The organism is Nocardia yamanashiensis NBRC 100130, from assembly GCF_001613325.1.
In the GTDB taxonomy this organism is placed as follows: Bacteria; Actinomycetota; Actinomycetes; order Mycobacteriales; family Mycobacteriaceae; genus Nocardia; species Nocardia yamanashiensis.
Map to the genome: position 1 here is coordinate 13782 of NZ_BDCD01000042.1, position 17910 is coordinate 31691.

A 17910-nucleotide genomic window follows, 5' to 3' on the forward strand; every position below is an offset into this window, starting at 1 on the left:
CCTGTGACACGCGGCTTTTCATCGATCCGCCGCGTGTCACCGACAACGTGAAATCAGGCCCCGGTCACTTGCCGGCCGCGTGGCTCGGCAGGACGCAGACGGCGTCCAGGCCGAGGACGTGGTTGAGGCGGCCGAAGGCCAGCCAGGAGCCGAGGCACATGGAGAGTTCGACGACTTCGGTTTGGGTGTAGTGCTTCAGCATGCGCTCGAAGAAGGTGTCGTCGAGGGAGTGGTGGTCGGTGGCGTAAAGTTCGGCGTATTCGGCGGCCAGGCGGGTGCGGTCGTCGAAGTTTTCGGTTGTGCGCCAGTTGGTTACGTCTTCTTCGAAGGATTCCTCGACTTTTTCGCCGTTGCGGTCGGTGCGCCAGTCGAGGCAGAAGAGGCAGCCGTTGATCTGGGCGATGCGCAGGCGGGCGGCTTCGAATTCGCGCAGGCCGAGGGTGGTGTGCTCGTAGACGGCGAGGGAGAAGCCCGCGGCGGCCACGCCGATGCCGGGGACCATTTCGCCCCAGACGTAACCGATCGGGTCCTTGCCCTCGGGAATGTCGATGATCATGGGTGGCTCCTGTCGAGTGTGCCGAAGGGCAGTGGGACGTCCAGGGCGTCGTAGAGCCCTGGTTCGGCAGTGGTCAGCCAGGGGATGGCCCCGGCCAATCTGCCTACGGCGGTGGCGTTTCCGCCCGCGGAGTGATTGCCGCCCTCCGCGGTGGCCTGGATGGTGACCTCGATGCGCGGGCTGCCCTCGATGATCACGCGGTGCGCGCCCGCGCCGGAATGCGGCAGCGGCCAATCGGTGGCGCAGGAGGCGTGAATGCGGGTGACGTGCTCGATGACGATGCGGGCCCGGCCGTCCACGATGCCCTGCACCTCGAAGCGGATGGCGCCCTGGCCGCCGGCTTCGAACTTGCCCATCAGCTCGGTCTCGACGGTGGTTTCCAGCGGACGGCGTTCCACCACCTCGCGGATCTCCTCCACCTCGACGCCGAGACCGCGCGCGATGAGCCGAATCTGCCCGCCCCACACCATGGTCGGGATACCGGGCGCGAGCATGGGCGGCTCGTAGTCCATCGGCTGGCCCATACCGACCAGCCAGCGCACCGAATCGGGCTGATCGTAGGTGGTGTAGTCGAAGATCTCCTGGCACCGCACCACGTCCACGGTGCTGCCCAGTCCGGTCATCAGCAGCGGCAGCACGTCATTGCCCCAGCCCGGGTCGATGCCGGAGACGAACAGCGAACCACCGCCCTCCGCAATGGCTTTCAGCACCGGCTCGCGCATTTCGGCGGGGGCGTTGCGCTGGTCGTAGAGCGGGTAGAGCGCCGGGGTCACCACCACCGCGCCCGCGCCGACCGCGCGCACGATATCGGCGAGCGCGTCGTCGGGACGGATATCGCCGGAGGCCGCGTACACCACGGCGCGCGGCCCGGCGGCGAGGACGGCGGCGATATCGTCGGTGGCCGCCACGCCCAGCACGGTGTCCAGCCCGGCCAGTTCGCCGGCGTCGCGGCCGACCTTGGCGGGATTGCTGACCAGCACGGCGCTGAGTTCGAGGCCGGGATGTGCCGTGACGGCACGGATGGCGGCCCGGCCGACGTTGCCGGTCCCCCATACCACGGTGGAAATCATGGCGGGAGGGTAGCAAGTGCTTGGTAGGTTCCGGGCGAGATTCGGATACTCGCCCGGACACCATTCCAGCGGCCGCCGGATCAGTGCGAAACGAAGCCGATCAGGGTCCGGTGCAGCACGTCGGTCCAGTCGACGTGATCCACCTCGTGATGGCCCACGCTCAGCACCTGATACCCCTCGCCGCCCCGCTTCTTGTCGATCTCGAGCAGCACTTCCACGCCCTGTGGGTGGGCCACGAAAGTGATCTCGACGGAATCGAATTGCGGATAGTTGCGCGAACGGCCGAACTCGATCTCCTGATAGAACGGCAGCTCGTGCTCGATGCCGCGCAGTTTGCCCCATTCGCAGTCGGCGGCGTGCAGCGGGAAGCCGAGTTGCTCCATGGCCGCCAGGATCACGTGCTGGGCGGGCAGCGCGCCGATGCCGACCGGATCGCTGTCCCCGGCGTCGACCGCGCCGGCGATCTCCACCACCGTGCGGATCGCGACGTGCATCCCCGGCAGCTGGCGGCCATTGAAGAAAGTGATCGGCGCTTCCAGTGGCGTGTACAGGGCGAACGGAATGTCGAAGTGCGCGTGCGCGGGCAGCTGGAAGGGCCCGTGGATATCGGTGAGATAGAAACCGCGGTCGCGCTGGTACTCGTCCTCGGTGTGCTCGAACTCGACCCGGGTGACGAATTCCAAGGCCACGCGGGAGATGTCCTGCGGCACATCGCCGCCCCGCAACCGGATCACACCGTGCACCGTGCCGCCGGGCTGCACGCCCGGCGTGTGGAGTTCGGTGTCGACCTCGGCCCCGCCCACCCCGACGGCTGCCAGCAATTTTCTGAACATCCCCCCAGTCTGGCCGCTGATCGGACGATGTGATTCCGGATTATTCGCCGCTGTGGTCCAATTCATCGGTATGGACGTCGTTGCATCAGAACTGATCCGCGCACTCAAGCACCGCTACCTGCGCACCCTCGACCTGAAGCGGTGGGAGGAGTTCGCGGACACGCTGACCACCGATGTCGTCGCCTCCTACGGCTCGCCCTCCGGTGACCTGCCGCCCGAGTTCCACGGTCGCGAGGCGGTCGCCGAGTACATGCGAAACGCCCTGAGCGGCAATATCATCACCGTGCACGTGGCCACCCACCCCGAGATCCAGGTGGACGGCGACACCGCGACCGGCAGCTGGCTGCTCGAGGACACCGTCATGATCCCCGACTACAACCGGGTCATCCGCGGCGCGGCCTACTACAACGACACCTACCGCCGCGAGAACGGCGTCTGGCGCATCGCCACCACCGGCTACCAGCGCATCTTCGAAGCCGTCATGGGCACCGACGCCCTCCCCGGCTTCACCCTCACCGCCAACCGCTGGGCCGAACCCGCCCCGCACTGACCCGCACCGCCGCGCGGCATTCGTCCCCGCAGCCGCCGGCATTGCGACGGCCGCGGGAACCCGCCGGATGGTCCAGGTGAGTGCCAGTGGGGGGCTACTCCGCCACGCCGATGTCCTCGTTCCACAACTCGGGGCGTTCGGCGATGAACTTCGTCATCATGTCGACGCATTCCTGATCGTCGAGCAGGGTGATCGAAACACCGTGTTCCGCAAGCCATTCGTGGCCGCCGCTGAAGGTGCGCGCCTCTCCCACCACCACCGCGCCGATGCCGAACTGGCGGACCAGGCCGCTGCAGTACCAGCACGGGGACAGGGTGGTGACCATGATGGTGTCGCGATAGTCGCGGCGGCGGCCGGCATTGCGGAAGGCGTCGGTTTCGGCGTGCAGGCTGGGGTCGCCGGCTTGGACGCGGCGATTGTGGCCGCGGCCGAGCAGGTTGCCGGCGCTGTCGAACAGGGCCGCGCCGATGGGGATTCCGCCCTCGGCGAGACCGAGCTGAGCTTCGGCGTAGGCGGTGGTCAACATTTCCTCGGCAGTGATCATGGTGATCATGCTGGCACCGCCTCCCGGGTGATCCGGGCCCGGGCGAGCAGCAGGTAGGCCGCGCCGGAGATCAGGAAGCCGGCGAAGAAGGTGATGTCGCCGAGTTCGGGGACCTGTTTCGCGGCATAGCCGACGAACTTGGCCTGGTTGGAGAACAACAGAACCGACACGATCAGCCCCAGCGCGAAGGCGAGTACGCCGCTCCAGTTGGAATACGTCTTGTCGTAGAGCAGATGGTCCACGCGCTGCCCGCGCCGCAGGTACTCGTCGGCGAAGACCACGCCCAGCCACGGGCCGATCCAGTACGCGACGATGAGCAGGAACGCCTCGTAGCTGGCGGCCGCGTCGGCGAGCGCCCACCAGGCGACCAGGAAACCGATCACGCCGAAGGCGATCGAGACCAGCGCGCGCTGGGTGCGCACCGGCAGCTTGAAGCCCATGGTCACGAAAGCCATTGCGCCGGAATAGACATTGAGCGCATTGGCCGCCACCGCACCGACCGCGATGGCCAGCAGCGTCAGCTTCGCCAGCAGATCGGGAAGGTTGGCGGTGAACACATCGGTCGGACTGCCCTGCACCGTGCTCGCCACGGTCGCCGAGGCCGCGCCGAGCACGGTCAGCCACAGGCAGGACAGGAACAGCCCGGCCGAGGCGTACAGCCCGGTGGCGGTCTTGGATACCGAGGACGGCAGATAGCGGGAGTAGTCCGCCGCGTAGGGATTCCAGCCCGCGGCGTACCCGAAGGCGGTGCCGACGGTGAGCAGGAACCCGCCCATTCCGCCGATGCCGCCGGCCGGTGCGGGTGCGCCCGGATCGGCCTTGCTGAAGATCACCACCGTGACGATGGCGAACACGATCGCCAAGAGCGGGAAGGCGATCCGCTCGAACGCCTGCACCAGATTGTGGCCGAAGAAGGCGAAGGCCGTCTGCGCCACCACGATCACCAGCAGCGCCGGGACCTTGGGCAGCCCGGTCAGCGAGTTCAAGGCGAACGCGCCGCTCACGCTGTTGGTGGCGAACCAGCCGACCCCGCACATGATCGACATGAAGCCGGCGGGCAGTACATTGCCGCGGTAGCCGAAGCCCAAGCGCCCCAGCACCATTTGCGGGACGCCGTGCAGCGGGCCGCGCGCGGACAGCAGATAGTGCGCCGCCGCGCCGACGCCGATGCCGAGTGCGAGACCCAGGCTCGCCTGCCAGAAGTTCATCCCGTAGACGCTGACGGCGAGCACGCCGACGAAGATGGTCGCGAACTCCAGGTTCGGTGACATCCACGTCCAGAACAGGGTGCGTGGCGTGCCGTGCCGGGCGTCCTCGGGGATGTAGTCGTCGCCGCCGGGTTCGACGGCGATCACTCGATCACGGTAGGTGGTCCGGGTCTCGCTGTCCGTCAATGCTTCTCAGCCCTCTCAGCGCTCGTGGGTCTCTTCCAGCACCGTGCGGCCCAGCAGGGCGTAACGGTCCGGATCGGTCTTCTTCAGATAGGTGGCGTAGCCCAGGCCCGCCGCGGCGACGGCGGCCACCAGCCACGGGGTCGCCTTCAGGATCAGCGATCCGGCCTCGGTTCCGGCGGCGGTGTCCATGTTGGTGACCAGCAGCAGCACCACCCCGAGCATGGCGACGCCGCCGATGAGCGGAGCCAGGAAGGTCTTGAACCAGTGCCGGGATTCGGGATGGTTGTGGCGGAAGTAGTTCATGACCGCGAACGAGGTGACGGCCTGCACGACCAGGATGGCCATGGTGCCGAGCACGGCGAGCAGGGTGTAGAGGCCGGTGTACGGATCCTTGCCGGCCAGTGCGAACGCGAGCACCAGCACCGCGGCGACGCCGGTCTGCGCCAAACCCGCGATGTGCGGCGAGCCGTGCTTGGGATGGGTGCGGCCGACGGTGTTCTTGAGGCCGGGGATGACGCCTTCCCGGCCGAGCGCGTACAGGTAGCGCGCGGCGCAGTTGTGGAAGGCCATGCCGCAGGCCAGCGATCCGCTGATCATCAGCCACTGCATGGTGGTGACGGCCCAGTGCCCGACATAGGACTCGGTGGGCGCGAAGAAGACGTCCATCGGATTGGCCGAGCCCGCGTATTCGAGGGCCTTGTCCTTACCGCTGCCGGAAATGGCCATCCAGGAGACGAAGACGTAGAACACGCCCACGCCGAGCACCGCGATCATGGTGGCGCGCGGGATGATCCGCTTCGGGTCCTTGGACTCCTCGCCGTACATGGCGGTCGATTCGAAGCCGACCCAGGACCAGAAGGCGAAGAACAGACCCAGGCCCGCGGACGCCGCACCACTGAAGGCATTGACCGGATTGACCGGTTCCAGGGTGATGCCGTCCGGGCCGCCGCCATGGAAGAGCACCGACACCGCCATGATGGCCAGCACCGTCACCTCGGTCACCAGCAGGCCGATCAGCAGCCGCTCGGCGACCGCGATGCCGAACCAGGTGCCGAGCGCGTTGATCGCGAGCATGAGGATCGCGAACACCCACCAGGGCACGTCGGTGCCGAGCTGATCGAGCACCGTGGTGTGCGCGAAATAGGAGAAGATGCCGATCAGCGACGGCTCGAACACCATGTAGGCGAAGGTCGCCAGCAGTCCGGCCGCCAGGCCCGCGGTGCGCCCGAGCCCGAACGAGATGAAGCCGTAGAAGGCGCCGGTCGCGGTGATGTGCTTGGACATGGTGGTGAAGCCCACCGAGAAGATGGCCAGCACCACCATGGCGATCAGAAAGGCTGCGGGCGTGCCGATTCCACTGCCCGACGACATCATGAACGGCACGTTGCCGGTCATGGCCGTAATGGGCGCTGCCGTCGCGACGGCCATGAACACCACGCCGAGCAAGCCGACGACATTGGGTTTGAGCCGCGAGACATCGCTGCCGGACGGCTCGGATCCCCCCGAAAGTACGGTCGACGTACCCGGTTCCATAAGTCACTCCTCATCTAGGTCGCATGACACTTGGTCGCATGACCTGTGAGGGATTGTGCGGGGCGGTTTGTTGCCTGGATATGAAACGGAGTTACCAGCAGGAACCAGAATTGTGACTCAGGTCACTATTCTTACACTTCTCGGAAAATCCGGTGCCCGGCTTTACAGTTCGTCCGCCCCGCACGGCCGCTCAGCCGAGCTTGCGGCAGTACAGCGCGTCCGGATGGCCGCCGCGGTACCAAACCCGTGAGAAGGCGATGCCCGCGGCGTATTCATCGGCCTCGCACTGGGCCTTGTAGAAGCCCTCGGCGTAGTCGCCGCCCTCGCCGGAGGCCGGACGGTTGTCGCCCTTGTCATCCCAGAGGGTGCGACCGGCTCCGGCCAGCGGCACGCGACCGGTGGCGCAGAGGATCGCGGACATGGCCTCGCCGCGCAGGCTGTAACCGATCATGAACTGGCCTGCGGCGCACTGATATTTGGTGAAGCCGCCCGCCCAGTCGGTGGTGACCTGCTCCTTGTCGACCTTGACCGCGGTGGTTCCGGACTGCCAGAGGTCCGCGATGCCCGCATCGGTGCACAGGCCGCGGAGATCGCGGGAGCTGATGCCGATCAGCCGTTGATCATCGGGGCAGACCACCTTGTTCGCCCCGGCATCCCAATCGCCCGCGCCGCGCAGTGAGGCATTGTGCGTGCCGTGCTTACCGTCCAGCGCCGACCAGGTGCGCACCGGATCCACCTGTCCGGTTCGGCCGTTCGCCGCCAGCAGCCGCTGGAAGTGCGGGCCGCGCCAGTCATCGGCGTCGGCGATGCTGCGGAGGCTGCCGTCCGTGTCGTAGCGCAGCAGCGCCCACTGATTGCCCTGGTCCCCGTGCTGGAATCCGACGCCGGGCCAGTAGGCGAAGTCCAGATCGCGTTCGATCAGATAGTCGATCATGTTCGGGAACCAGGCGCGGTCCTTGTCGCCGGCGTCCTTGCCGATGCCGAACTCGCTCACCCAGACCGGCGCGGTGAAGTGGCGGTCCGGGGTGGTGGCGACGAAACCGGCGAGTTCGTCCATGGCCTTGAACAGGTCCGGGCGTGACAGATCGCGGAAGCGCGGATCGTGGGTTTCGCCGAGCCCGTCCGCGCCGGTGTGGTTCGGGCCGATGTAGCCGTAGAAGTGCGCGGCGTAGACGACCTTGTGCGAACGCACCAGCGTCGGCGTCAGGGTGCGCGCGGGCTTCAGGATCGGGCGGCCGTGCGAGGTCAGGTCGGTCGGGATGCCCTGCCAGTTGATGCCCTCGATCATGATGAGCAGATTCGGGTTGGCGTCCTTCAGGATTCGATCCCCGGCCTGCTGCGCGGCGGCCTCCCAGTCGTGTTCGTCGCCCCGGCCCCAGTTCGGGTCGTTCCAGGTGTCGCGGCGCACCTCGTTGCGCAGGTCCGCGCCGACGACGCCCGGGTCGTCCCGGTAGCGGGCCGCCATGAACGCCCAGTCCGACACCCATTTCGCGGTGTCCTGACCGGAGTTCCAGCGTTCGTTGCCGTCCACCGCGCAGCACCAGCGGGTGGAGGTGGTGTGGTTGTTGAGGATGACGCCGAGACCGGCGTCGGTGAGCGCTTTCACGGCCCGGTCGTAGACCTCCAGGGGTTTCAGGCCGTTCAACGCCGGGTTGGCGGTGAGACCCCGGACCGGGCGGCTGTCGGTGATCATCTCGTTCGAGAAGGGCAGCCGAATACTGTTGAGGCCCAGGGCTTTGAAGTCGGCGACGAGTTTCGTCATCGGCACCCGGTCCAGACCCAGCGGGGCGCGATGACCGGTCTCCTGGGCGAAATTGTTCGCCGGGTCCTCGTCGTCGCCGCTGCCGTTCCAGGTGCCGCTGGAGCCGTGCCAGTTACCGGATTTCAGTTTCACCCGATTGCCGGCGGCATCGACGATGTAGCGGCCGCGGGTGCTCAGCGGTCCGTGGAGGCCGGCCGGATCGGCTCGGGCTTCGGGAGCGAAGTGGACGGCGGGCACGGTGAGCAGACCGGCGGCGAGGGCCGCGGCAATGGCGAGAACCGTTGTGCCACGGGCTAAGTGCCGGAGCCGCCGGGGATGCATGTCCATGCCGCGGGAGTTTAAGGCCGAATCACTATCTGAAACATGTTAATTTCAGATAACCGGTAATTCGCCTCAGGCGCACTACTCGCGACCGGCAGGGGTTTGAATGCCGGTGAGCGTCAGCTCGAGCAGACGCCGCCAGTCACCGGAGCCGGTGCGGATCGCAGCGGAGAGCGCACCGACCAGGAGGTAGATGTCGGCGGGGGTGAGGTCGGGGCGGAGTGCGCCTGCGGCACGGTCGGATTCGATGAGCAGGGCGAGCGCGTCGGCGAGACGGGTCAGGGTGTCGCCGCGAGGTTCGCTGGTGGTGGTGCGCCGGCTGGATTCGATGGCGGCGGACAGGCCCCGATCGGCGGCCAGGAGTTCGCCGACATGCGTGAGATAGGTGCGGATGGCGTAACCCGGTGCGGCGCGCAGGCATTCGGTGCGCGCGAAGGCTTCGATCTCGGCGAAGCGCTGTTCGGCGGCGGCCTCGATGAGATCGGACTGTGCCGGGAAATGCCGGTACACGGTGCCGATGCCGACCCCGGCCGCGCGCGCCACCTCGGGCAGCTGCACCTGACTTCCCCGCTCCGCGAACAGGTTTCGCGCCGCCTCGAGAATCCGATCCCGATTCCGCGAGGCATCGGCCCGCGCCCGCCGGGGCGCCGAATCCGGTCTTGACACTGCGATCGCCTTTCGTCCTACACTCTAAACGGAGTCGGATTCCGGTTCCGTTTCCTTCGAAAGGATATCAGCGATGACCCACGATCGCTTCCTGTTCCTCTCCCCCGGCGAAGTCCGCCCCGGCCGCGTCCCGCTGCCGCCCGCCTTCGCCGTCAAAGCCACCACCGCCGACACCGGCGGCCGCTTCTCCCTGCTGGAAGTGACGCTGGCGCGCGACATTCCGCGGCACACCCACCAGATGGCCGACGAATGCGTGTACGTACTCGACGGCACCTTGGAGGTGGAGTTCGACGATCGGGTCGAGCGAGCCACGGCCGGCATGTTCGTCCTACTGCCGCAGGGCATTCCGCACGCCCTGCGCTGCGCCTCCACCCCGCCGCCCCGGGTCCTGCAGATCTCCTCGCCGGGCGGCTGGGAGTGCTATCTGGAGGACCTTTTCGAGGCGGGCCCGGCGGTGCTGACCGCCGGCGCACTGGACCCGGCCAAGATCAATCCGATTGCCGCGAAATACGGCATTCGCTACCAGGAATAGCGCCCGCGCCGCTCAGGCGGACTTGGGCTGCACCGCGAACAGGCCCTCGCGGATGCGATCGATCAGGCCATTGACCGCCGCGAGCGAGGACCAATGGTCGTGATGCACCACGCCGGGATACTGATCGGAGTGCGCGACGAACGCATCGTCCAGGTCGGACCAGTGCACATGCACGGCGGACAGCCGGACCTCACGCTCGAAGTCATTCATCGCCAGCCTCTTCTCGACGGGTGCGACGGCGGGCCGATCACACGCCGTCGCACGATTACTACATAGAGTAGTTTCCAAAGCCGCCGGGCCGGGAGTGACTTTCGGCGGAAGCCGTGTGAGATCCGTCAAGATCGGGCGGCGCTCACAGGTTGGCGGTGAGGTCGCGGATGAGCAGGGCAGTGTGCAGGGAGGTGCGGGTTTCGCCGTCGTCGAGGTCCACGTCGAGGATGCGTTCGATGCGGGAGAGGCGGTCGTAGAGGGTGGGGCGGCTGATATTGAGGCGTTTGGCCAGTTCGGTTTTGTTGCCGGCCAGGTCGAGGAAGTGGCGGAGGGTGCGGGTGAGGTCTGCGGCCTGGCGGATGTCGTGGCGGAGCAGGGCGCTCAGTTCGGTTTCAGCGAAGCGCTGCACGCCGGGTTCGTCGCGGATGAGGGCGAGCAGGCCGCGCAGGCGGACGTCGCCGCTGCGGTAGTAGGGGCGGGGGTAGGAAGTGCCCAGGGCGAGTGCGACTTCCGCGACGTGGGCGGCTTGGGCGAGTTCGCGGGCGGCGTCCAGGAGGGAATCGGAGTCGGCGCCGACGCCGATGACGGCGTGCTCGACGCCGGCGACGCGGCGGATCTCGCCGAGCATGGCGGTGCAGACGACGGTGAGGGTTTCGTCGACCTCGCCGGTTCGGGAGACGGCCAGGACCAGGTTGACCCGATTGCCGTGATCGGGTGCGGCCAAGGCGGTTACGCGAGCCAGCTGCACGCCGTGCATGGCGGCGTCCAGGATGGCGGCGGTACGGCGCTGATGGGCCACCGGATCGGCTTCGATGGGCGCGCGCACGTCGATGGTGAGCGGAATGTAGCGGGAGCGGCGGGCCAGCCCGAGGGCGGCGGCGAGCGCGACGGCATCGCGTTCGTCGGTGAGCCGCCCGGTGATCATGTCGTCGATGAGGCCGGTCTGGGCCTGCCGGTGCAGGCCGAAGCGGTCGCGTTCGATCATGCGATGCAGGGTCAGAGTCTGCGCGGCGCGTTCCAGGACCATGCGGGCGCGCGCGTTCGGGACGCGGCTGGAGCGCAGGATGAGCCGCCCCCACCGTTGCGTATGCGGCCCCACCGGAACCACATTCGCATCGTGATCGGCGAGCATCCGGGAGGTCGTCTCCCAGTGCTCGAGCAGCGTGGAGGTGGCGGTGTGGCGCGCGGTCGAGGCCAGCACCCGGTGGGTGAGGTCCTCCAGCACCACCGACGCGTCCAGCATGCCCGCCGCGGTCTTGACGATCTCGGCCAGCGAGGCCCGGCGCACGCTCAGCGCCGTGAACGTCTCGTGCACCGTGCGCGCGAATTCGAGCTCGGCGTACTGATCCGCCACGATCACGCGATGCACGGCCTCGGTGACTTCCACGAATCGCACCACCCGCCGCAGCGCGACCACGGGCAGCGCGAGCCGATCGGCCGTCTCGGCCACCACCGGCGGCAATTCCCGCACATAGGTGCCCAATTCGACCACCAGCCCCGAAACCCCGGCGGCGGACAGCGATTCCAGATACTCGACGGTGGCCGCGTCCCCGGCGGCCAGCGCCTGCCCGGTAGTGAGAATCAATTCCCTACCTACCAGCAGTTTCGCGACGTCCGGCAGTTCGCTCACGTGCACCCACCGCACCGGCCGATCCAAGGATCCGCCGCCGACGACTTCCGGCTGCCCGGCGCGCACCACGGGCATCGCCAGAATTTCGGCGACAGACAGGAGCACCGACGAATCGTAATACGAAAACGCGAATCGCGTACAGATCGTCGGGATGCAAACGAGACTGAAAGGTGCAGAGTAGTAGCCGGGCCACCGCAGTCCCGCCGTGCGGGTGCCGCAGCACGCCCTCCTCGGTCCGTCCCCTCGTGCCGGCGACGGGACGGACCACTCGGCGGATCGAGGCGAGTAGCCGCACGTGACAACTGATTTCGCAAGGTCGGGGTGACTCCCCGGGTACGCCCAGAAAGTTTCGGCATCCGGCCACCGGCACGGGTGCCCAACCCGCAACGGCTCGCAGCCGCCCGCTGACTACGCGGAGCGGCGGAACAGAGGAGATATGGCGACCATCGCACACTGGCTCGACGGGAAGTCCTTTGCCGGCTCCAGCGCCGCTACCGCGCCCGTCACCAATCCCGCCACCGGGGTGGTGACCGGTCAGGTCGCGCTGGCGAATGTGGCCGACGTGCGAACCGTCGTCGATGCCGCCGCGGCGGCGTTCCCGGCCTGGCGCGACGCCTCGCTCGCCAAGCGCACGCAGGTGCTGTTCAAGTTCCGGGAGCTGCTCAACGAACGCAAGGAAGAGCTGGCGGCCATCATCACCGCCGAGCACGGCAAGGTGCTCGCGGATGCGCTGGGCGAGGTGACGCGCGGCCTGGAGGTCGTCGAATTCGCCTGTGGCGTCCCGCATCTGCTCAAGGGCGGGTACACCGAGAACGCCTCCACCAAGGTGGACATCTTCTCGGTGCGGCAGCCGCTGGGACCGGTGGCGATCATTTCGCCGTTCAATTTCCCGGCCATGGTGCCCATGTGGTTCTTCCCGCTGGCCATCGCCGCCGGAAACACCGTGGTGCTCAAGCCGAGTGAGAAGGATCCGTCGGCCGCGCTGTGGATCGCGGAACTGTGGGCCGAGGCCGGGCTGCCGGACGGCGTGTTCAACGTGGTGCAGGGCGACAAGGTCGCCGTCGACGAGCTGCTGGAGAATCCGGCCATCAAGTCGGTCTCGTTCGTGGGTTCCACGCCGATCGCCAAGTACGTGTACGAGCGCGGCACCGCGCACGGCAAGCGCGTACAGGCCCTCGGCGGGGCCAAGAACCACATGGTGGTGCTGCCGGACGCGGATCTGGATCTGGCCGCCGACGCGGCGGTGAACGCGGGCTTCGGTTCGGCGGGCGAACGCTGCATGGCGATCAGCGCGCTGGTCGCGGTGGGCGATATCGCCGACGATCTGGTCGCCCGGATCGCGGAGCGCGCCAGGACGATTCGCACCGGCGACGGCACCAAGGGCACCGATATGGGTCCGCTGGTCACCCGGCAGCATCGCGACAAGGTGGCGTCCTACATCGACGCGGGCGAGTCGGCCGGCGCGAAGGTCGTGCTCGACGGCCGCACCGTGGACGCCGACGGCGCGGCGGACGGGTTCTGGCTCGGCCCCACCATTCTCGACAATGTCACCCCCGAGATGACCGTCTACACCGACGAGATCTTCGGCCCGGTGCTGTCGGTGGTGCGCGTGGAGAGCTACGACGACGCCCTCGCGCTGATCAACGCCAATCAGTACGGCAACGGCACCGCCATCTTCACCAACGACGGCGGCGCGGCCCGGCGCTTCCACAACGAGGTCGAGGTCGGCATGGTCGGCATCAATGTCCCGATCCCGGTGCCCATGGCCTACTACAGTTTCGGCGGCTGGAAGAACTCGCTCTTCGGCGACTCGCATGCGCACGGCATCGACGGCGTGCACTTCTTCACCCGCACCAAGGCCGTCACCACCCGCTGGCTCGACCCCAGCCACGGCGGCCTGAATCTCGGCTTCCCGCAGAACAACTGATTGGACCTGCGATGACCCTGCCCAATGGATTGACCCCCGAGGTGGCGCGCGACGAAGCGGCCCGCGCCTACGAACTGGATCGCAAGCACGTCTTCCACTCCTGGTCGGCCCAGGCGACGCTGAAGCCGATGGTGGTGACCGCCGCGCAGGGCTCCTACCTGTGGGACGGGGACGGCAACCGGCTGCTGGACTTCTCCTCGCAGATGGTGAACACCAATATCGGGCACCAGCATCCGAAGGTGGTGGCCGCCATTCAGGCGCAGGCGGCCAAGCTGTGCACCATCGCGCCCCCGCACGCCAATGACGCGCGGTCGGAGGCGGCCCGGTTGATCGCCGAGCGCACGCCCGGCGAGCTGGACAAGATCTTCTTCACCAATGGCGGCGCGGACGCCGTCGAGCACGCCGTGCGGATGGCGCGGCTGCACACCGGGCGGTACAAGGTGCTCTCGCGCTACCGCTCGTATCACGGCGGCACCGAGACCGCGGTCAATCTGACCGGTGATCCGCGGCGCTGGCCGAACGATCACGGCAATGCCGGAATCGTGCACTTCTTCGGGCCGTTCCTGTACCGCTCCCGGTTCTATGCCGAGAACGAGGAGCAGGAATCGCAGCGCGCCCTCGAACATCTCGAGCAGACCATCCAGTTCGAGGGGCCGAGCACCATCGCCGCCATCATTCTGGAATCGGTGCCGGGCACGGCCGGAATCATGGTTCCGCCGCCGGGTTACCTGGCCGGGGTGCGCGAACTGTGCGACAAGTACGGGATCGTGTTCATCGCCGACGAGGTGATGGCCGGGTTCGGGCGGACCGGAAAGTGGTTCGCCATCGACAATTTCGGCGTGGTGCCGGACCTCATCACCTTCGCCAAGGGCGTCAACTCCGGTTACGTCCCGCTGGGCGGTGTGGCTATCGCGCCGCATATCGCCGCCACCTTCGACGATCGCGTCTATCCGGGCGGGCTCACCTACTCCGGGCATCCCCTGGCCACGGCCGCGGCGGTGGCGACCATCACTGCGATGGCCGAGGAGGGCATCGTCGAGAACGCGGCCGCGATCGGCGCCGAGGTGATCGGTCCCGGCCTGCGTGAACTGGCCGAACAGCATCCGAGCATCGGCGAGGTGCGCGGGCTCGGGGTGTTCTGGGCGGTCGAACTGGTGAAGGATCGCGGCACCCGCGAACCGCTCGCCCCGTACGGCGGCACCAGCCCGGCCATGGCCGAGACGGTCGCGGCCGCCAAGGCTGCCGGGTTGTTGCTGTTCGTCAATTTCAATCGCCTGCACGTGGTGCCGCCGTGCACCGTCTCCGAGGCCGAGGCCAAGGAAGGCCTGGCCATCCTGGATCAGGCGCTGACCGTGGCCGATAGCCATCTGGCCTGAATGAGATCCGCATCCTTCCCGCTCACCGGACACTCCTCGGGATGCGCGGTAGCGGAAAGGATGCGAACGTCTCATGCACAGCCGGTGAACACGACACAACACGAGGAGCGCAGTGAGTCCCCAAGATCTGCAATTCATCGGGGGTGAGCGCCGCGCCGGGTCGGGTGACCCGCTGGAGATCACCGCCCCCGCGACCGGCGCGGTCATCGCCGCCGGCGCGGGTGCGAACGCCGGCGATGTGGCGGCCGCCGTGGCCGTCGCGCGCGCGGCCTTCCCGGGATGGGCGGGCGCGACGCCCGGCGCCCGATCCGACATCATGCACCGCTGGGCGCAGCTGCTGCGCGAGCGCGCCGAGGAGTTCGCGGCGGTCGAAAGCCTGAACGCGGGCAAGCCGATTCGGCTGGCCAGTGAATTCGACGTGCCGGGCACCATCGACAACACGGCGTTCTTCGCCGGGGCGGCCCGGAATCTGGAGGGCAAGGCGGCGGCGGAGTACTCCGGCGACCACACCTCCTCGATCCGCCGGGAGCCGCTCGGCGTGATCGGGTCCATCTCGCCGTGGAACTATCCCCTCCAGATGGCGGCCTGGAAGATCCTGCCCGCCATCGCCGCCGGAAACACGGTGGTGCTCAAGCCTTCCGAGCTCACGCCGCTCAGTTCACTGCTGTTCGCCGAGACCGCCACCGCGGCCGGCGTCCCGGCGGGCGTGATCAATGTGCTCACCGGGCTCGGCGCGACCGCGGGCCAGGCGCTGGTGGAGCACCCGGACGTGGCCATGGTGTCGTTCACCGGTTCCACGCTCGTGGGCCGCCGGGTCGCCGCCACCGCGGCGGGTTCGGTGAAGCGGGTGCATCTCGAATTGGGCGGCAAGGCCCCGTTCGTGGTCTTCGACGACGCCGACCTCGAAGCCGCCGCGCGCGGTGCGGTGGCCGGTGCGCTGATCAATAGCGGCCAGGACTGCACCGCCGCCACCCGCGCCTACGTGCAGCGTCCGCTCTTCGACGAATTCGTGGGCCGGGTAGCGGATCTCATGGACCAGGTCACGCTGGGACCGGTGGAGGATCCGGACACCGATCTGGGCCCGCTCATCTCGCTACCGCATCGCGACAAGGTGCGCGGCATGGTGGACCGGGCCCGCGACGCCGGGGCGAAAGTCGTACGCGGCGGGCGGATTCCGGAGCACACCGATCCGGGCGGCGCGTACTACGAGCCGACGCTCATCACCGGCGCCGCCCAGGATTCGGAGATCGTGCAGCAGGAGGTCTTCGGCCCGGTACTGGTCGTGCTGCCCTTCGACACCGATAACGAGGCCATCGCCCTGGCCAATGACACCGCCTACGGACTGGCCGCCTCGGCCTGGTCCCGTGATGTGTACCGGACCGGCCGCGCGTCCCGCGAAATCCAGGCCGGTTGCGTGTGGATCAACGATCACATTCCGATCATCAGCGAAATGCCGCACGGCGGCTACAAAGCCTCGGGATTCGGAAAGGACATGTCCACCTACGCATTCGACGAGTACACCAATATCAAGCACGTGATGTTCGATATCACCGCCGCCGCGCACAAACCGTGGCACGACGTGATCTTCCGAGCTCAGTAGCGTTCCGCACCCGCGAGGGCGGATGCCATCCGGCATCCGCCCTCATTGGCATGCCCGCAGCAATTCACAAGTGAAACAACTAAATCCGTCGCATAACACGAATTTTTCAATGGAATCCCTTGCCGGAAAAGAACTTTGTGGGAATATCTTCTTGACGCCGCGGCACCGCCCGCCGCGCTCCCCGTCTCAGTCTGGTGAAGGTGCGAACCCCCATGAACATGCCACCCCCCGAAATGCGCGGCCTGCGCTCCAGCCGTCGCGGCTTCCTCAAGGCCGGCGCAATGCTCGCGGTAGGCGGTGCCCTCGCCGCTTGCGGCACCAAGGGCTCCACCAAGACCGGCGACCTGGCCTGCAGCGTCCCCGCCGACACCTCGGCGACCGACAAGACGCTGAACTTCTCCAACTGGCCCGGCTATATGGACGAAGCCGCCGGGAATGCCGAAGTGCATCCCACCATGGCCGAATTCACCGCCAAGACCGGCATCAAGGTCGACTATGTCGCGGATATCAATGACAACAACGAATTCTGGGGCAAGGTCGGCGCGCAGCTGAGCTCCTGCAAGAGCATCGACCGCGATATCACGGTGTTCTCCGATTCCACCGCGGTGCGCATCGTGCGGCAGGGCTACTTCCAGAAGCTGGACGTGTCCAAGATGCCGAACTTCGTCAAGAATCTGCATCCCATGCTGCGCGGGCACGATATCGATCCGGCCAACGACCGCATGGTGCCGTGGCAGTCCGGGCTGGTCGGCATCGGCGTGAACACCGAGGTGACCGGCGAGGTCCGCAGCGTCGAGGAATTGCTCACCCGGGCCGATCTCAAGGGCAAGGTCACCGCCCTGACCGAGATGCCCGACACCATGGGCCTGATGCTGCACGCCATCGGCAAGAGCGCCGCCAAGTTCAGCGACGACGATTACGCCAATGCCCTGGACCGGTTGCAGAAGGCGGTGTCCTCCGGGCACGTTCGCAAATTCACCGGCAACGAATACGTCCAGGATCTGGCCAAGGGCGATATCGCCGCCTGTATGGCGTGGTCCGGTGACGTCATCCAGTTGCAGAACGAGAATCCGAAGATCAAGTTCATCAGCCCGGCCGAAGGCCCGATGCTGTTCTCCGACAATGCCCTGCTGCCGGTGACCTCCTCGAAGGCCACCAATGCCATGGCACTGCTGGACTATTACTACGATCCCGCCGTCGCCGCGAAACTGGCCGCCTTCGTGAACTATGTGTGCCCGGTCGCCGGCGCGCAGGAGGAAATGGCCAAGTTCAATCCCGAACTCGCCCAGAACCCGCTCATCTTCCCGAGCCTCGAGATGCAGAAGAAGCTCGAGATCTTCATGTCGCTCACCGAGGCCCAGGAGAAGGATTACCAGAGCAAGTTCCAGGCCCTGACGGGAGCGTGA

At 67.3% G+C, this 17910-nt stretch carries 16 protein-coding genes; 6 read left to right on the forward strand and 10 right to left on the reverse strand.

Annotated elements, in window-relative coordinates; all coding sequences use genetic code 11:
* Positions 1 to 64: 64 nt before the first annotated feature.
* The 3 genes from NY1_RS36905 to NY1_RS36915 all read right to left on the reverse strand — a co-directional run bounded on the left by NY1_RS36905 (position 65) and on the right by NY1_RS36915 (position 2459).
* Entirely contained in the window at positions 65 to 556 is a 492-nt protein-coding gene (locus NY1_RS36905) for a carboxymuconolactone decarboxylase family protein (protein ID WP_067721854.1), read from the reverse strand.
* Entirely contained in the window at positions 553 to 1626 is a 1074-nt protein-coding gene (locus tag NY1_RS36910; protein ID WP_067721856.1) for an NAD(P)H-dependent amine dehydrogenase family protein, read from the reverse strand. Before NY1_RS36910 ends, NY1_RS36905 begins: the two co-directional genes overlap by 4 nt.
* An 80-nt stretch (positions 1627 to 1706) precedes the next feature.
* Entirely contained in the window at positions 1707 to 2459 is a 753-nt protein-coding gene (locus NY1_RS36915; protein WP_067721858.1) for a sporulation protein, read from the reverse strand.
* Positions 2460 to 2529: 70 nt separating this feature from the next.
* On the opposite strand from NY1_RS36915, the gene NY1_RS36920 reads away from it, so the two are divergent.
* Positions 2530 to 3009 (forward strand): nuclear transport factor 2 family protein, encoded by a 480-nt coding sequence (locus NY1_RS36920; protein WP_067721939.1) that lies wholly within the window; start codon positions 2530 to 2532, stop codon positions 3007 to 3009.
* Positions 3010 to 3103: 94 nt separating this feature from the next.
* On the opposite strand, the gene NY1_RS36925 is transcribed toward NY1_RS36920, so the two are convergent.
* From NY1_RS36925 to NY1_RS36945, 5 genes are all read right to left on the reverse strand, one after another.
* Positions 3104 to 3553, reverse strand: a complete 450-nt coding sequence (locus tag NY1_RS36925) for a nucleoside deaminase (RefSeq protein ID WP_174567256.1) — start codon at positions 3551 to 3553, stop codon at positions 3104 to 3106.
* 5 nt (positions 3554 to 3558) lie between these two features.
* On the reverse strand, positions 3559 to 4947 hold the full coding sequence (locus NY1_RS36930; protein ID WP_067721866.1) for a purine-cytosine permease family protein: 1389 nt from the start codon (positions 4945 to 4947) through the stop codon (positions 3559 to 3561).
* 15 nt (positions 4948 to 4962) lie between these two features.
* Positions 4963 to 6480, reverse strand: coding sequence for an APC family permease (locus NY1_RS36935; RefSeq protein ID WP_067721867.1), 1518 nt, complete (start codon positions 6478 to 6480; stop codon positions 4963 to 4965).
* A 190-nt stretch (positions 6481 to 6670) separates the two neighbouring features.
* Positions 6671 to 8569 carry a glycoside hydrolase family 5 protein gene (locus NY1_RS36940; protein WP_084536057.1) on the reverse strand — a complete coding sequence of 633 codons (1899 nt, stop codon included), beginning with the start codon at positions 8567 to 8569 and terminating at the stop codon, positions 6671 to 6673.
* 75 nt (positions 8570 to 8644) lie between these two features.
* The gene (locus NY1_RS36945; protein ID WP_218028538.1) at positions 8645 to 9229 is read right to left on the reverse strand and encodes a TetR/AcrR family transcriptional regulator; all 585 of its coding nucleotides are present in this window, start codon (positions 9227 to 9229) and stop codon (positions 8645 to 8647) included.
* Positions 9230 to 9302: 73 nt separating this feature from the next.
* On the opposite strand from NY1_RS36945, the gene NY1_RS36950 reads away from it, so the two are divergent.
* Positions 9303 to 9761 (forward strand): cupin domain-containing protein, encoded by a 459-nt coding sequence (locus NY1_RS36950; protein ID WP_067721868.1) that lies wholly within the window; start codon positions 9303 to 9305, stop codon positions 9759 to 9761.
* 12 nt (positions 9762 to 9773) lie between these two features.
* Here the strand turns inward: NY1_RS36950 and NY1_RS36955 are convergent, their stop codons facing one another.
* The gene (locus NY1_RS36955) at positions 9774 to 9971 is read right to left on the reverse strand and encodes a hypothetical protein (RefSeq protein WP_067721869.1); all 198 of its coding nucleotides are present in this window, start codon (positions 9969 to 9971) and stop codon (positions 9774 to 9776) included.
* Between the two features lie 142 nt (positions 9972 to 10113).
* On the reverse strand, positions 10114 to 11706 hold the full coding sequence (locus NY1_RS36960; RefSeq protein ID WP_067721874.1) for a PucR family transcriptional regulator: 1593 nt from the start codon (positions 11704 to 11706) through the stop codon (positions 10114 to 10116).
* Positions 11707 to 12037: 331 nt separating this feature from the next.
* On the opposite strand from NY1_RS36960, the gene NY1_RS36965 reads away from it, so the two are divergent.
* From NY1_RS36965 to NY1_RS36980, 4 genes are all read left to right on the forward strand, one after another.
* Positions 12038 to 13528: a CoA-acylating methylmalonate-semialdehyde dehydrogenase gene (locus NY1_RS36965; protein ID WP_067721876.1), complete on the forward strand. Its 1491-nt coding sequence runs from the start codon at positions 12038 to 12040 to the stop codon at positions 13526 to 13528.
* A gap of 11 nt (positions 13529 to 13539) precedes the next feature.
* Positions 13540 to 14904, forward strand: coding sequence for an aspartate aminotransferase family protein (locus tag NY1_RS36970; RefSeq protein WP_067721878.1), 1365 nt, complete (start codon positions 13540 to 13542; stop codon positions 14902 to 14904).
* A gap of 112 nt (positions 14905 to 15016) precedes the next feature.
* Entirely contained in the window at positions 15017 to 16504 is a 1488-nt protein-coding gene (locus NY1_RS36975) for a gamma-aminobutyraldehyde dehydrogenase (protein WP_067721880.1), read from the forward strand.
* Positions 16505 to 16716: 212 nt separating this feature from the next.
* Positions 16717 to 17910, forward strand: coding sequence for an ABC transporter substrate-binding protein (locus NY1_RS36980; RefSeq protein ID WP_218028539.1), 1194 nt, complete (start codon positions 16717 to 16719; stop codon positions 17908 to 17910).